The sequence below is a fragment of the Nostoc sp. FACHB-280 genome (genome assembly GCF_014697615.1).
GTDB lineage: Bacteria > Cyanobacteriota > Cyanobacteriia > Cyanobacteriales > Nostocaceae > Nostoc_B.
The window spans coordinates 18,479-34,310 of the sequence record NZ_JACJSD010000064.1; the positions used below are offsets into that span (position 1 = coordinate 18,479).

18 protein-coding genes and 1 pseudogene are annotated in these 15,832 nt (G+C 42.7%); 7 read left to right on the forward strand and 12 right to left on the reverse strand.

The window, feature by feature from the left end:
* Positions 1–61 precede the first annotated feature (61 nt).
* From H6G75_RS29570 to H6G75_RS29590, 5 genes and pseudogenes are all read left to right on the forward strand, one after another.
* Positions 62–526: a hypothetical protein gene (locus H6G75_RS29570; RefSeq protein ID WP_199338075.1), complete on the forward strand. Its 465-nt coding sequence runs from the start codon at positions 62–64 to the stop codon at positions 524–526.
* A 50-nt stretch (positions 527–576) separates the two neighbouring features.
* On the forward strand, positions 577–1,269 hold the full coding sequence (locus H6G75_RS29575) for a hypothetical protein (RefSeq protein WP_190983470.1): 693 nt from the start codon (positions 577–579) through the stop codon (positions 1,267–1,269).
* A gap of 635 nt (positions 1,270–1,904) precedes the next feature.
* Positions 1,905–2,141: pseudogene (locus tag H6G75_RS29580) on the forward strand (tyrosine-type recombinase/integrase); the annotation flags it as partial.
* Between the two features lie 200 nt (positions 2,142–2,341).
* The gene (locus H6G75_RS29585; protein WP_190983471.1) at positions 2,342–2,872 is read left to right on the forward strand and encodes a hypothetical protein; all 531 of its coding nucleotides are present in this window, start codon (positions 2,342–2,344) and stop codon (positions 2,870–2,872) included.
* A gap of 36 nt (positions 2,873–2,908) precedes the next feature.
* Positions 2,909–3,208, forward strand: a complete 300-nt coding sequence (locus tag H6G75_RS29590; protein WP_190983472.1) for an HNH endonuclease — start codon at positions 2,909–2,911, stop codon at positions 3,206–3,208.
* A 107-nt stretch (positions 3,209–3,315) separates the two neighbouring features.
* Here the strand turns inward: H6G75_RS29590 and H6G75_RS29595 are convergent, their stop codons facing one another.
* From H6G75_RS29595 to H6G75_RS29650, 12 genes are all read right to left on the reverse strand, one after another.
* A complete protein-coding gene (locus tag H6G75_RS29595) occupies positions 3,316–3,528 on the reverse strand; it encodes a hypothetical protein (RefSeq protein WP_190983473.1) in 213 nt (70 codons plus the stop codon).
* 330 nt (positions 3,529–3,858) lie between these two features.
* Positions 3,859–4,164, reverse strand: coding sequence for a hypothetical protein (locus tag H6G75_RS29600; protein WP_190983474.1), 306 nt, complete (start codon positions 4,162–4,164; stop codon positions 3,859–3,861).
* Positions 4,165–4,468: 304 nt separating this feature from the next.
* The gene (locus H6G75_RS29605) at positions 4,469–6,292 is read right to left on the reverse strand and encodes a hypothetical protein (RefSeq protein ID WP_190983475.1); all 1,824 of its coding nucleotides are present in this window, start codon (positions 6,290–6,292) and stop codon (positions 4,469–4,471) included.
* Positions 6,289–6,867, reverse strand: coding sequence for a hypothetical protein (locus tag H6G75_RS29610; RefSeq protein ID WP_190983476.1), 579 nt, complete (start codon positions 6,865–6,867; stop codon positions 6,289–6,291). The genes H6G75_RS29605 and H6G75_RS29610 overlap by 4 nt, the downstream gene beginning before the upstream one ends.
* A 72-nt stretch (positions 6,868–6,939) precedes the next feature.
* Positions 6,940–7,611, reverse strand: coding sequence for a hypothetical protein (locus H6G75_RS29615; RefSeq protein ID WP_190983477.1), 672 nt, complete (start codon positions 7,609–7,611; stop codon positions 6,940–6,942).
* A gap of 9 nt (positions 7,612–7,620) precedes the next feature.
* Positions 7,621–7,923, reverse strand: a complete 303-nt coding sequence (locus tag H6G75_RS29620; protein WP_190983478.1) for a hypothetical protein — start codon at positions 7,921–7,923, stop codon at positions 7,621–7,623.
* 97 nt (positions 7,924–8,020) lie between these two features.
* A complete protein-coding gene (locus H6G75_RS29625) occupies positions 8,021–8,284 on the reverse strand; it encodes a hypothetical protein (protein WP_190983479.1) in 264 nt (87 codons plus the stop codon).
* The gene (locus H6G75_RS29630; RefSeq protein ID WP_190983480.1) at positions 8,281–8,478 is read right to left on the reverse strand and encodes a hypothetical protein; all 198 of its coding nucleotides are present in this window, start codon (positions 8,476–8,478) and stop codon (positions 8,281–8,283) included. Before H6G75_RS29630 ends, H6G75_RS29625 begins: the two co-directional genes overlap by 4 nt.
* 8 nt (positions 8,479–8,486) lie before the next feature.
* Positions 8,487–8,753: a hypothetical protein gene (locus tag H6G75_RS29635; RefSeq protein WP_190983481.1), complete on the reverse strand. Its 267-nt coding sequence runs from the start codon at positions 8,751–8,753 to the stop codon at positions 8,487–8,489.
* Entirely contained in the window at positions 8,746–8,904 is a 159-nt protein-coding gene (locus H6G75_RS29640) for a hypothetical protein (protein ID WP_190983482.1), read from the reverse strand. The genes H6G75_RS29635 and H6G75_RS29640 overlap by 8 nt, the downstream gene beginning before the upstream one ends.
* Positions 8,901–9,317, reverse strand: coding sequence for a hypothetical protein (locus H6G75_RS29645; RefSeq protein WP_190983483.1), 417 nt, complete (start codon positions 9,315–9,317; stop codon positions 8,901–8,903). Before H6G75_RS29645 ends, H6G75_RS29640 begins: the two co-directional genes overlap by 4 nt.
* A gap of 4 nt (positions 9,318–9,321) precedes the next feature.
* Positions 9,322–10,254 carry a plasmid segregation protein ParM domain-containing protein gene (locus H6G75_RS29650; protein ID WP_190983484.1) on the reverse strand — a complete coding sequence of 311 codons (933 nt, stop codon included), beginning with the start codon at positions 10,252–10,254 and terminating at the stop codon, positions 9,322–9,324.
* A 1,098-nt stretch (positions 10,255–11,352) separates the two neighbouring features.
* On the opposite strand from H6G75_RS29650, the gene H6G75_RS29655 reads away from it, so the two are divergent.
* Both H6G75_RS29655 and H6G75_RS29660 read left to right on the forward strand, forming a co-directional pair.
* Entirely contained in the window at positions 11,353–14,853 is a 3,501-nt protein-coding gene (locus H6G75_RS29655) for a DUF5906 domain-containing protein (RefSeq protein ID WP_242051690.1), read from the forward strand.
* Positions 14,854–14,899: 46 nt separating this feature from the next.
* On the forward strand, positions 14,900–15,577 hold the full coding sequence (locus H6G75_RS29660; protein ID WP_190983485.1) for a bifunctional 2-polyprenyl-6-hydroxyphenol methylase/3-demethylubiquinol 3-O-methyltransferase UbiG: 678 nt from the start codon (positions 14,900–14,902) through the stop codon (positions 15,575–15,577).
* Positions 15,578–15,832: the final 255 nt, after the last annotated feature.

Here is a 15,832-nt window from a genome sequence, read left to right on the forward strand (position 1 = left end):
TATTTACATCCTCATCAGGGGAGAAATTTATTTCGCAGTTTGAGAAAGGGAAGCACTACTCGTGAGCAGTTTTGCCAAAAATACAACAGTCAGTTTAGAAAAGTCGCTTTTAGAGGTCAAGAATTTACTCAATAAACATGGCGCTACTAAATTCGCCTATTTTGAATCGGAAAATCAGGCAGCGATAGCATTTGAAATGAAGGGTCGCCGGATTAGGTTTACAATTCCACTACCGGATAAGCATAGTCGTGACTTCACCCACACCCCTGTTACTAAAGAACTACGTACTAAAGAAAAAGCAACAGAACTGTGGGAACAGGCTGTTAAGCAAAGGTTTCGTGCGTTGGTTAATGTGATCAAATTTAAATTAGTTGCTATCGAGGACGGTGTTGCTATTTTTGAGGATGAATTTTTGCCTTACACTTTATTACCTGATGGTTCAACTGTGGGAGACTGGGCAAAAGAGCAGATTGAGCAAGTTTATTTAACAGGTAAAATGCCACCTTTACTACCTCCTAGTTCGTAATCTGAATTTCAGACTTAATATAACCTCATATTGCTCTTAAATTATGAGTAATGAGTAAACACCATTCGCTGTGGGAAAAACTAAACCAAAGGCAACAAGCTACTCTCACCGCCATTTACCACACTGATCAACAACAAGAATCCGCGCAAAAACAAGCTTGGCACAAGGGGTTGTCCAGAGAAAAGGCCGCGGTCTGGCGTAATCTGCAATATTATTTTGAACCCACAGGGCATGAAACTTTGTTACACAGGCTGTTGAGACAGGCTGATGTTGTTGATCAAGGATTGGGTTCAACTTTGCAGGTTTTGGAAAGACACCAGCTAATTGAATGCAATTATCGTCAGAATGAACTAATTTCAATCAAGCTCACGACCACTGGACGTGCTGTTGCCCGTGCGGGTTTGGGTGAATCAGCACCCAAAAAGCCACCCAAGGGACAACTTAAACCCAGGCAGTGGGAGGCACTAGTCACTGCCTATCTCTCTCTTGAGAACGGAATAGATAATAATACAAGCTTTGATGATTACGCTGGTTTTAGTTGGCGATGGACTTGGTTAAGACTAAGAGATTATCACGGCACTGAAGAAGGCTTAGTCAAAGAAGTTGGTTATTGGAACCAAGGCAAGTACTCAACTAAGTTGGTGATTACTGAGGCTGGAATCGAATTTTACAAACAGCAGTGGGAACAATACCGCACTCTTTACCCAGATGTGAATGCACCCAAGCCTGATGATGTTACTTGAATTAAATTAGTCTGAATTTTTCAATGATTTTTAGCTATGTTCTTAAGTAAGCTCGTTACTACCCTTCACTGCCGACCGCCTGACTATGAGGCAGTATGCGTTCAGACTTGCATATAGTGCGAAAATTCATGTCATTGTCGCACTATGCCGTGACACAGTGGGGGGAGGGGTTTGAGAAGTATTTGTCAGATGATTTACAGTCAATGAGGGCGATAGGGAGAGATTTTCGGCGATGGAAGTGTAAGGGCTGACAAGGAAGTGCGTGATTTGACGGTCAACGAACAGGGCGTTTCTAATAGCGAAGACCATTGTTTAGATGTAGAGGTTAGGGTGTTTCGGCCCATGACATGATGCTGCAACTAACGTCTACAGCCTTGATGGTGCAAAGAACCTTGAGAGGTACTCCCTTATTGGGAATCCTAAATAAGAGGTGATGAACTCAGATAAAAATAAAAAAAAAAAAGCATATCCAAATTATTTTGCTGACTCTAAAGAATTTTTAGATAAACTTAATGAGGTTTTAACAAAAGAAATATAATACTTTTTATTAACCCAACGTACATTGAAAAAAACGGTATACTTAATAATTTCATTATCCCCAAATTTGGTCAGATATCGCTTGTAAAACTATCAATATAGTGGCTAATGCTTTTAAGGCGGCGGGGGTGAAGAAACCGATGTCACCGCACCGGGTGAGGCATTCGGCAATTACGGCGGCATTGGATGCGACGGATGGGAATATCAGAAAGGTGCAGAAGTTGAGCCGTCATGTTGACCCTAGAACGCTGATGATTTATGACGATAACCGGAATAAAGATTTGTGGGAGATGTCGGAGTTGTTAACTGGAATGTTGAAGGATTCGGATGAATAAAAATTAATAAATTGACTAATGAATTTTCAGCTATAACCTTCTTTTAGAAAATTGCTACTGCAACAAACGTTTACAATCTAGAGTAGTTTGAAACACTACTTGTATAATAAGGACTTTGCCCAATGTGAGTAAACATTGTAAATAGTCATCTTCTCCTAACGGGGATGATGTCGGTGTTTCCCCAATATATAAAAATAGTGATGAAGAAAAGACCTCAATTGATCAATAGCCGCGATAAGTTTGATATCCTTTCGGCTGCATGGGTTTTAGCTTGTAATGATCCTATATCCATCATGACTTACAAAGGAATAAAATATCGACTTAACCTACCCAATAATTACGATCTAGAAAGCCTTGTAGAAGAACGGGGTGAGTTGTTTCGACCGAAAGTACCTTTGCGCCGTTTGAACGAATGGAAGATTGAGATGCAATCACATATCAGTAAGCGTCCAGCTTGGATTCGTGATTTGGAGAACGAGACATTACAGTTAAAGGCAATTGAAGAATTAACGGTTGATGATATTTTCCGTAGTCAATTTCGTACAGAAAAAGATGCGCCTCCTTCTTCACTCTCAATTATCGATTGGGGTTTACAACATATCGAAAGACTTAGAAAAGGAAATCTTGAAGCCCGTGAAGAAGTAATCAAAAGATGGCAACTTTGGTCTGTTATCATCCTTAGCATCACAAATATTTTTGTAACTGTCATTGTTGCATTGTTGAAAAAATAAAATATTTATTCTAAATTTCTCCTTTAGAATCAGAAAATGCCAAGAAAATCGCAGCAACGTTATCCCCCAAATTGGTCAGATATCGCATTCGTTGTGAAACAAGAAGTAAACTGGCGATGTTCTAAATGTGGGTTGCAGTGCATTCGCCCAGGTGATGATACATCCAATCTTACCCGTTCCCAAAGAATGGCATTAACGTTGACAGTACATCACTCAAATTTCTTGCCAGAGGATAATCGTCGGTCAAACTTATGTGCGTTGTGTACGGCTTGTCACTTGAGTTTTCATACACGACGTAAAGGTAATGTCTCGCCTGGGCAACTGTCTTTATTTTGAACTGCTCACCCTCAAGAGCGTTAGATAGATTTATCTATAAAAAAAACGTCCTCAACGGACGCTGGTTCTCACTAGCATGGAATGGATAAAGAAAAAATTACTTAATACTATTGTACTAATTGCTCAGAGCTTCTTGTATAGGGTTGCCAGCGCCCATCTATGAACCTCCACCCTGGCGGCGGTTCTTCTGTACCTCTGCGCCATCGTGCTACCTGCTCTATCCCAACACCTCGCAGTCTCGCAAATTGTACACTTGTTAGTCCGTTATTGTTTCCTGCCGCATCTCTGAGCAGTCGTTCTAAGGATTCATTTGCACTCATCGCTACCTCCAAAAAATTCATTAATACGGTTAGCAATATTCATTACATTTAACTTATAAATTCAAAAGATTAGATAACTAATCTTCAAACTAACTGCTATTATTTTGTGTCAAATCTTAATTTCTTCTTTGGCTTTTTAGGAGCTTCTTCTGGTTGGTTTCGATTGGCGAAGAATTTTGTGTAGTAATTATCTGGGCAGATGTTGCAAGTTTTCACACCCCATCTAGTACGGGGGACTATAGGATGATTCTCTACATCGCAGGTTATTTCACCAGATTCACTGATTTTTCTGTATGGGCAATTTGGCATTTTCAACCTCGTTCAACAAGCTTAATAATCTGCCTTAGTATATGGACGATAACACGCTATTACCTGATTGTCTTCATTTTCCACATAGATAATATTTCTAGGAAATGGCGCACGAATGCCGTAAGCACGAAATCCGTTAATGAATGTGAAGTCAATTTCTTCTAAATAGATAAGATAATCTAAATCAGATGTTAGATGATTTAGTCCTAATTCCTCTTCAATCTCCTTATAATTTCTTAGTCTACCGTCCATCAATAAGTTAATGATCTTCTCTCGAATAAGCTCTCTCTCTTCAGGTGTCCGTGTGCGCCAATTATCTATACTCATAATTATAACATCTCGTCAATAATCTTAATTTAACTAGACAATAAGTGCGTTCATACTTTTGTTAGTTGAGATTTATGTGATGTTAATATTAACATGAAACGTGACAACTTTCTAATAATAAAGGACTGTTTAGCGGATGATTTATTATTGGTGTCTCTGCCGTGGCTGTTCGCGCTGCCGTAGTCATTCCGTAGCCTACGACCTATACAGGGTATAGATTGCCGTAATTGTACCGTATGCCGTGTCTACCCATAAAAGCCCCTTAAACATCCCTTCTTATGACCACGGCATCACGGCAGGACTTTCACCAATCAGGCAGGTAGTAGCTATCATTGCCGTCAGAATTTATCTTCTGCCTCTCTACTAATTCAGCTAAACCATCAATTAACTCTTGCTCTGAATAGCCAGATAATCTGTCAGCCTTCTTCAAATCGCGTAATGTTTTTGGCGTTTTATTCTTGACATTCTGGAAGTATTCATAAATCTTTCTCGCTACCTCAGACAATGGTTTCGTGTGGGGAGGATGAGCAGCAGTTAAATTAAATTCAAGCTCATATACTCTATCTAAATATTCCTGCTCCGAAGCAATTGAATTAGCTTGATTAGATAAATTAGGCATTAATGCAACTACAAAACCACCAACAGAAGCAATCATTACTGGACGTAAGTTTTGATAGGAGACTGTTTTGATTTCCAGATATTTAGATTTAATTTGCTCCCGTTCTTGCTTACCAGGAATAATGTCACCTCTATTTAAAATTAGTTCCAACACTCCATAAGATTCTTGCTCCCTAGAGTTCTTAATGTACCTATTACCAAGCAGCAGCAAGTTGAGGCACATACGAGTTTGAGCATCCATCTTTTCAATGCCCAATGCTGCCAAATTAAAAGACTGTAGAGAAGCAATGAATTTAGTATTAAACTCTCGACCAATCAGCAGAACATCAAGTAATTTACTACCGTAATTCCAATCAGAGTAAAGCTTGCTTAAGGAGTCAGCAATTACTAGCCAATCATCCAGGATTAGAATTAATGGTGGTAAGGATTCACGCTGTGATTCTGGTAGCTGTTTTCTTAGTTTGTAGCTTTTGTAAAAGTTATCAATTACGTCTTTGGCTAAGTCTGGGTTCTCCCCGTCAAAAACAATTACCCTTTCTTTCTCTCGTAAACCGCAGAAACTATCATTCTTAGCACTAATCACCCAGATATCAGCGTTGGGGCAATCTGCAAGGATTTTCTCAATCAAATAATTGAGGGTGACTGATTTACCGCTTCCGGGTGCAGCGACTAAAGCAGTGGAACTATCGGCTTTGGCTAGGGCTTGCAAAGTATTGAGGGCAAGAGCTTCTGATGGGTGAAGACTTCCACCGCTATTTTGTTGTAATGTCTGCTGTTCACTGCCAGTCACTTTATCGTCACCCCTGGCAACATCCTGCATCGACTGTCCCGGTAATGCTCCGACTGGCTGTCCCGTTGCCTGTTGCAGTTGCGCCCGTGCCTCAGCTTCTGCCTTTAACCTCACCTGTTCCTGAAATATGGCTAATTCTTCGGGTGTCATCTTTGACAATTGTGCTGTTCTTACCCGTCGATTCTCTGACCATTGATGGAATTCGTAATCTAGCTGCGCGGTGTAGCTTTCCTTGTAAAGTCTTAGACCTTCCCTGAGCTTGGCGATTAGCCAATTAGTGCGTGTTTCTTCCCTAACTTCTGGTATTAGTTGCACTAATCGCCATTCCCTAGCTTTGGATAACCCATAAGCTCCACCAACGAATAGCACTGAAGCTAATCCCCAAATCGGCTTATGAGGGTTGCTTGGTGGAATAATTCTTAAGCGGGTAGCTTTGGTTGGCAAGAAGTTATCACGCTGAAACTCTGGGTTAGCTGGGGCGTAAACTTCAGCATTAAACTCGCTTTCGGGCATTATGTACCGCTTGTTGGGAGTGCAGTACCTTTGACGGTTAACCGGATTTTTTAGTGTTTTGGGGATGAAGCAATATTCAACCAAACTGATTTGAGTGCCAGTAAACGACTTTGCCCCACAAATTAACCCAATGGCCGCCAGCACTCCCACAGTGATATTGTTGGCATTACCAGAACGCAAGTAGTCTTCAAATTGCTTACGTTTCATTGGTTTGTCCCCCTGGCGATTGCTGCCAACACCAACAACCCAAAGCCAGCTAACCCAATTAGTAACCAAGGTGTTTCATTCTTTGGAGTTGGCTTAACTTCGTAGCTTTGAACCTCCTGATAAAACCGTGTCCTACCTACACTCGAAGCTTGCGAAACTGCCCGATACTCGTCAAAGGCAATCCACAAAGAAGCTCCTACACTTGTGGTTTGGGCAGTCGCTACCAAAAAATCTTTGTCAATGTGGATTTGTCCATCATATTGAAGCTTGGTCAGGGTATTGGCGAAGAATAGCCCTAATACAATGCTGCCCAGTGTGCCAGAGGCCATTGCCCCAATCCCCAGACTCGTTAGTAAGCTGACTCCTGCATTGGCGGTGAACACTCCCAAGAATGTGGCCAATGCTTTGTTTAGCAGTTGCTTGTTAGCGAAGACATCACGAATGGATTGCTCTAGGCGGTCGCTGTCTTCCAACTCTGGGGTCGGTTTTTCTTCTGGAGTTTCACCCCAAATCAGAGGTGTGGACTTTTCGCTATTGGTTTGGAACTGCGATAGTAGAAATTCCATTTCGTTCATACTTACCTCGCTTGGGGTGACACAGAAAAAGCCAGAGTCTACCTGTACTCTGGCGCAAGCACAAACTAGGGCTTAGATACCCATGAAATTACGGAACCACTGCCCTACACGACTAATGCCAGCAGTACGGCTGTAGTTAGGCTTGGGTATGCGGTCTGTCTTGGCTTCACTACCGTTTGTCCACAGTGCGCCTGTTACGGCATTTTCATAAGCGCGATCTGCTGTGTCTTGGGCTTCGGGCAGTTTGTTGGATGCCTTGATTAAATCAGCCTCATATTTTGCTAGAGCCATTAAGTCAGCCGTCGCCCCCGATATTTGAATCAGGCTTGACCGTTGAGCGTGTCGGGTTGCCTCGGCAGTCGTGGCGTTGACGTGTTCAGACTGCATTTCGGTCACTTCGTTTTTGAAACGCTGTTCACCAATTTTCGATGAGTTGATAGCTTTGAGTGTTTGCGTTCCATGCTTCTGGGTCAGTTGCACCAACTCCGCGTAGGCTTGATTCACATCCCCGCTTGTCTCGATAATCTTCCGATATGCCTCCAATGCCTTGGGTAAATTAGCTTTGGCAGTGTCAGACAATCGCGCCATATCTGCAATTTTGGTGATTACCGTTTGGTCGCCTAAAACGGCTTTGTTGAAGTCGTCGGCAGAGACATCAAATAAACTGCCCATTGCGTTGAGTGTACCAGGGGCATTGTTGGGAATGTGGTTTTTGAGTTTGGCGGTTCCATAGTTCCGAGCCATGTTTTACTCCTAGCGTTGGTATTTGAGTTGATTAATTAATGCCTCTGCTAATCCCAGGTGTTCGCCAATCTGCACTCGTTTATGAATACCTTGAACAATTGGAGAGACTGTTGAAAGTGCCTCTACTGCTGCTGAACCACCTTGAACATTTATCTCTGCACTCAAGAGATTTTGGACTACAGAGTGTAGGAGCAACAGTTTTTCTACCTTGCCTAGTTGCTCAAATGTGCTGCCATACTGTTGCTGAAGCTCATCTAAGTAGGAACCATCTCCCGGCATGACGCTTGTGAAGTAGCCAACTGGTTTATTCATTCTTGGTAAAATCCTTGTGTAGTGTATTCAACATTTGCGGAGATACATCTGTGGGTGCGAACGCAGTAGTTTCTCAGGCTGTGCGTTCGCTCCTCTGTTATTCATCAACATCAGAGAAAGTTGCTCTAGCTATTGCACTGGCTAAGAAACCTCCACCACAAACAAAGATTCCGCCAATACTAAAATCCCTATGCTTTGCCCAATTAACACGACGAATCAAGGCATCTTGGGCATAGTTGTTAGCTATGAGATTTAAACCATGACAAATCATTGCTCCGCTTGCGAATAATCCGATTGAGATAAACAGTACAATCGCAATTGCCTGTAAGACATTATCAAGATAATCAATCAGCTTTTTCATTGATGAAAATCCTCTCTCGAAACATCCACAGTTGAATCTGCGGCTGACCATTGCAGAGTGTTGAAAAATTGGCTGACATCCCCAAGGGTGACATCACAATCAAAATTCAACCTTTGATATTGTGGATGCTGCCGAATTTGGGTTACTAATTGTTGGGCTTGTGCAATCAATTCTGGTAGTGGTTGAGCGTTCATAATTCACCTCAAAAAATTGATAATTGCAATGATTCTTGACTGATGACACTTGCACTAGTTGACATCCCTGAGACTTCGTAACAGCGAGTAGTCAAAGCTTTGTGATTGAGCAATAAATCAGCTTTCTTTCGTTGTCCAGCTAGAGGGCGAAAGTGGTACTTTGGATGCTCTCTTGTTCCGGTTTTATGCAGGTATTGGTAGAGGGTTCTGTCAATTTGGTAAACTTTGGAATTCGTTAGTAGGGTTGAGTCGTAGACAAGATTTAAATTATTCATTGCTACCTTTTAAAGACTTAACAAGGGTGTCACCGTAGTTAACCAATAGGATGGTAAATAACTGAGAGTAAGTGTTGATTCCTGTCTGTTCAATGATTTCTTTGGCTTTCGGTAGGTGCTTTTCATCTAGGACTACGCGCGTTTGACTCATAATTTAAGACTCCTCATCAATGCTTGACCTTTCGGCTTATCTATTGTTTGTGTTTGTTCAATTGGTGTGATTTCTTGCGGATTTTCTGGCTGTTGAATCACAGTTTTTGTTAGAGGTGTTTGAAAACTGCTGACATTGCCTGCTAAGTATTCCGAAATCAATAAATTTGTGGCAGAGGCTATATTTATTCCTCGCTCTAACCCGTATTGTGACAACCAATCTAAATGGCGTTTATCTAGTCTCACTCTTGTTTCATTTGTCTCAATCTGTGACAAAGAAGAGAGTTTTAAGTCCCATTGATGTTTGATTGCATCTAACAGCAGATTTACGGTGTCACTCAACTTTAAATAGTCAAGTGCAATTCTGATTCCCTCCACTTTGGCGGCGACAAGTGCCGCTAAACGTACTTGCATTTCTTCACATAGCTAACAATGCTTGAATGTTGGACAGATGAGGGTCAACAGGAATATAAAACCCTGGTTTGGCACTCAATTTATGACGTACTAAGTTGGCACATCCACCAATCAGCATGATGTTGGTTACATCTGCTAAATAGTCATTAGCAGCTGTGGTAATCCCATCCATCAACCCGTTAAACCAGTTTTCTAATAAGCTAGGGAAGACGGAACTGAAATCATATTTTCGCCCGTATGTGAGGGAACCGTCAGCTACAGCGTCCATCATCTTGGCCACTTTGAATGCAACGTTATCGCGCTTGGCGTAACTCTGCATTAAGTCAGAGTTGATGATGTCGTTAGCTAGGGAGACACCGCCCACTTTGGGGATTGAACGACGGGTGAGAATTTCACCACCGGGAGTCATGACAACATAGTTAGTAGTGCCACCGCCGATGTCTATGCCAAGTGTGTCTCCTTCCATATCAAGGAAGCCTTTTTTGTAAGAGTTGACCACTGCCACATCAGTTTCTAGGTAAAACTCAACATTTTTGATGCGGTGTTTATAGGTTCTGCCGTTGACTGTGATTTGATGGTCGGCAATCAATGTTTGACGAATTGTGTCTTCTTCCCAATGATTACGCTCTGGTACTAGGAACCGCACAGTCCCCTCAAAATCTTGCCGCAAGCCTGCCAGGGTGAAAGGTTTGACAAATTCTGGTAACTGTTTGCCTCGCTCGGCGGCAGTTTGCGGGTTTTTCTGTTTGGTGGCACGTTCGCCCAAGACTAGTATTTTGTTGTCTAATTTGACGCTGGGGGAATCCTCGGTGTCGTAATCCCTGGCGCTGGTGTAGGTCACGTCTTGAAAAACTGAGCGCATCACGCGGGGCTTTTCACCTTTGAGGGCAGTAATGCTGGTGAAGTTGCCAATGTCTGCAAAGTAAATGTTGTACACTTGCATTCTCCTATGAAGCTAGTAGCAGCCACATTGCATATATATAGATGTGGCTGTTGCTAACCTTTGATGGAGGGTAGGAATGTCGGTTAAGGCTTTCGCACTTATCTTGATTTTTGGATGAATTACTTTACTTACAAGCGTTTACGTTTATTTCAAGGCTAATAATCTTCCTATCAACATATTTGTCCTAGATTTGGTTTTTTACGCCTTTTATCGTCCGTCTTGCGCTCACCTCTCTAGATTAACACCTTTTTTGGATAAATCCGTTAATCCGTTAATGGATTAATATACTAATAAGTTATAGATTCATACGTAGGATAAAGTAATATTTATCTGATGGATTTATCCGGTAAACCGATATAAACTTTATGGAGAATGAGAAACAGTATTTAAGAACGAAGATAGATAAGAAGTTACACAAGGAATTCAAAAAACTCTGTACTGACCTAGAGGTGACGATGGAACAGGTTACGGGAGAATTAATAGAAAAATGGGTGCAAGAGCAGCAACAGAAACAGAAGGGTAAAAGCTAACACCTTCACCCTTTAAGTAATACATAATTATCAATATTAAGAATTTGTCTACGGCTAATTCATTAAATTTGATACAACATCCATCTTCTAAATGCCCATGAAATAAGTCAAATTATATTTAATACCACTACCATTAATAATATTATTAGTGGTATTAAAATCATGTTTATAATATGAAGAAAAGTTTGTTAAAAGCTTTTATTGTCAGGCTTTGAGGAAAATAATTTATTTATTTTCTTTTTGAAAGTGACAATTTACTATTTATTTTTTTGTGAGATCAATTATTATGAAAGAGGACTATACCCTTAGTCCATCTTTTCTAAGTATTTGGTCTATCTATATACATAAGAAAAGAATGCCTCCCTGGACTCAACTTGTTAGCGCAAGTTGTTTAGCAGTCCGAGAAGACAAACCTCATAAGAATCTATTTAAATTTCTTTATAACCCAATCGTAACAGTTCCGACGAACAGTAGCAACGGGTTATAGAGTAATTTGATTAAAGCCTTGGTGAATCTTCAAGGGAGGTAAAGCCCACATCATTTACCTCATAAGGATTTCACAATGGTATCCCTTCTGAAAGGACACGAAACCGTTGACTGCTCCACTATGACAGGAGCGATCGCATCCTTCGACATTCGCAATTTCGTAGACCAGCTAGAACCAGCCAGAGAGAAAAATAAATACATCTGCCCAGCCTGCGGTGGTCACAACCTCAGCATCAACCCCAGCAACGGCAAATACAGTTGTTACAATGACTGCCTTCACCGAGATATTAGAGAAGCAATCAAGCCCTGGAGTGAGGTATTAGAAGAAAGAAAACTTGGTACTTACACACCACTACCCAGATTCAAGCCCCTGACGGCGAAAAAACCAGCAGCAGCACCCAAAGTTTTAAATCTCGACCCATCACAGTTAAGAGTATGCAGACTCAACGGTGAAATCACTACGCCACAGCCTGTAACCCCTGATTTCATTCCTAAGTCTGTGGTCATCAGGCTATCAGATTCGGGAGCCACGCCACAGGAACTAAAACAAATCACAGTTGTTGAATACGACTATGGCAACGGGCGGAAGGCTCACAGATTTTCTTGTCCTTGTGCTGCCGCACCCAAAGGCAGAGTCAAAACATTCTCCGTCAGCCGAATTGACCCCATCACTAATAAGATTGCCTGGAAGAAAGAAGGAAAATGGCCAGCTTACAGACAAGAAGAAGCGATCGCCATTATTAAAGCCACAGATGGCATCCCGGTACTGCTGGCCCATGAAGGTGAAAAATGCGTCGAAGCCAGCCGATTAGAAAACTTAGCCAGCATTACTTGGGTGGGTAGCAGTTCCGACGGTGACATCCTCCATTCATTAACCCAAATCAAGCACAGTACAGGTAAAGATTTTTTACTGGCTTACTGCACTGATAATGACGAAACTGGCTGGAAGAAACAACAGCGAATCAAAGAGATTTGTCACCAAGCCGGAGTAAATTTTGTTGCCATCGACTTGCTAAGAATTCAACCCAGCCTGCAAGATAAAGGAGACATAGCAGACATTTTTGAGTCAGGCATGACAGGCGATGAATTAGTAGAGCTACTACTTCAGCAGATTGCAGAAGTTACAGCCCAACAGCAACAACAACTAGCCCAAAACACAATAGATGTTGCGGATTTGGACTCCGAGCCAGACAGCACATTCCTACAAAAAGGCTTTAACACCCTTTACGGCGAAACAAAATGGCTCTGTGCTGATGGCAAGCTGTACTACTGGCATGGCAAAGGCTACAGATACTCACCCGATGCCGTCGAGCGTCGGCGGATCACCAATTATTGCAATTCCTATTCCGTAATCAAGAAAAACGGCGATAACTTTGTCATCACCTACCCCTACGCCAAACCCAACAAGGTCAAAGAGTTGCTGGAGTGGGTGAAGCTGCGAGTCGAAATTGACCCGCAATTACTCAATCCCCCAGGGGTTAACTGTACCAATGGCGTGTTAAGCATTGACTGGTTATCCCCAATACCCCAGCCAGTCTTAGAAGAACACGACCCAGACAAGCACTTCTATACTTATGAGCCATTGGTGAAGTATGACCCTCTTGCTGACTCAAGCCACTGCGATCGCCTGCTGGAATGTTTAGATGAGCCACAACAGCAAATCTTATTGAGAAACCTGGGGGCAAGCCTTGATTTATTGGAAGTTCGCAAGCGTCGGGGAAGAGAAACAAAGGTAATACTGGCTTGTGGCTTGGGTGCAAATGGTAAGGATTCCATACGTTCGGTAGTATCTACTATCTTCGGTCATCAAGGTATGACCAGCTGCTCCTTAGCTGACTTTGTGGCTTACGATGAAGGGCGAAAATTTGCCTTAGCTCCCTTGGTCAACAGCCGGGTGAATTGGGCATCAGAGAACCCACAGACTACGCGACTCGATAAGATTCAGTCACTGAAGTTATTTGCGACTGGTAACGTCTTACACTCCGAGCGTAAAGGCAAAGACCACATCGAATATGACCCCAGAGCCATCGGCATTTTCAACTTGAATGAAACCCCGCCATTGCACGGCACAATTCAAGCCACTATCGACCGCATCACCGCCCTGCTGTTCCGCAAAACATTTAAGACCAATCCTGACCCCAACAACCCCGATGAGTTACTAGCTGACCCCCGGTTTGCTTATGACGTGGATTTTGTGCGTGAGTGTGTTGCCCCGGCATTTTTAAACAAGATGATTGCTGGGCTACAGGCATTAATCGTTGAAGGGATTGACTACAGCTGCACTCAGCAAGCCTTGGAGGAGATTCAGGCAGAAAATTCACACTTGTTCCAATTTTGTAAGGACACAGGGTTGGCTTATAATCCCAGTGGCATTGTCACCGCCTTTGATATCTGGCAACGTTTGGAGAATTGGTACACCGACAACGGTACTTTGTCATTTGAGGAATCTAGCAATGGCAAGGTCAAAGCCATTTGGCAGGAACAGTCCAAGCCCAGTGATAAAACAGTCAAGGCAATTAACCAAGCCTTACCCAGAATTAAAGCATTATTCCCCAAAGCCAAATTAACCACTGTCCCCCACCCATCGGGTAAACGAAAGTTACAAGCACTGCAAGGAATTAGCTTTGACCAAGCCCCGTTGGGGCAGGGTGTAGGGGATAGGGTGTGGGGTGTAGGGGATAATACAGCCCCAACAACCGCGTTATCGCCAGCCTCGTCTTTTCAGGACGACTGCATTGGCATAGGCTTGAAACCTCAACCAATGCCTTCCCCACACCCTACACCCCACACCCCACACCCTAGTCATAATGTGCCAATGTCAATAACTGGCACACCCATAGCAATAAGTGAAAATTCCACACCAAATTCCACACCAAACCCACACCAACAAGGCCTTATAAATCAAGACTTCCACACCACCCACACCAGTTATGAGGGGTCGGATGAAAAAAATGATGATAGTCAACAAAAAGCCGATCTAGATCAACAACCAAAATCAGATATCAATGCCAATGTCGATTGGGCTGATCCTGGGGATGGGAATGAGTCGTCAAAATCAGATATCAATCCCAATGTTGATTTTGAAAATGAAGTAGAGGGGGAGAAACTGGTGTGGTCGGTGTGCGATGAAGTGCCAGCAAGCACTCCAGCCGATTCAACTGGTGTGGTGAATGCCGTGCCAGAGGAGCTTATTGCTATGCCAGAGAGCTTATTGACAAAAGAATCAGGCCAGCAGTCTAGTGGTTTAGCAAACCAAAATTGCTGTGTAGACCCAGCAAGGGAGCAAGGGAGCAGGGGAGCAGGGGAGCATGAAGGTATTCTCACCCCTGCCCCTCTGCCCCTCTGCCCCGAAGCCTCTTCCACTTCCGCCAAACCCCTATTTACAAATGAAACAGAGGAACTAATCTCTAATGTGGAACTGATTAGGGAGTGTATTGCGGAGCAATCCTGGGACATGATTGAGCAATTAGCATCAGTCTGGACTAAAGAATATAAATCTGCTGTTTGGAAACAGTTGACTCCTGAAGAACGTTCAAAAGTGAATGCAATAAAAGCCCGTAACCAAACTTCAGGCTAAATTGTCAGCAGAAAAATGGTGAAATTTTGGCCTAGGAAGTTGAACTATGGACACAAACGAACAACAAATCCTCTCCTCATGGGAGCTAAATGCCCTACCGTGGACGCGTGTAGTTCAACAAAAGCTTTTAGAAAGCCGCGCTCTAGTCACAGACAAAGCGATTGTAGAAGCCATAGTTGAGCTAAAACCACGAACATTCTTAGATATAGGGTGTGGTGAAGGTTGGTTGTGTCGGGAACTATGGCAGCGTGGGTTTGACGGCTGGGGAGTCGATGGCATTGCCCAAATGGTCGAAACAGCACTCGGCAATGGCGATGACCGCTTTGTGGTTAGTTCCTATCGTGATTTGCCTTCACAGAGATTTGGCAGCAGACAACAGTTTGACTGCTTCATCTGTAATTTTTCCATTCTGGGAGAAAACACCCTTGCTGAGATAGCTCATGCGGGTCAAAGCCTGTTAAAACCCAACGGCAAAATAATTATTCAAACGCTGCATCCTCATATCGCTTGTTGTGAGGTGGCATACGAGAATGGGTGGCGTGAGACTTCATGGCAGGGAATAGGAAATGAAGAGTTTCATCCGGCTCCCTGGTACTTTAGAACAGTCGAGTCATGGATTGGGGAATTTCATCTCAGGAATTACAGATTACTGAGGTTAATGGAACCAACTCACCCAAAGACCAACAAGCCAGCCTCAATGTTATTCATCTTTGAACGACATTAGTACTACAAAAACCTCAGAGTGCGAAATTGTGATTTGAACTAAAAATTGAGATTTTAACCCATGATATGCTTCAGAAATGAGTATCCAGTTTATAGTTCACTTTTAATATTCGAGTTTTTTTACTAATAGGCGTGGATCTAGCGAAGCTGTCACTAGGGGCAAGATAAGCTGAAAATACTGATATGAAAGGCTTTCAGACTATAAGTGTCTCGGATAGAATAACAAAGCGTATTTTTAGACACATTCACCCCGTCT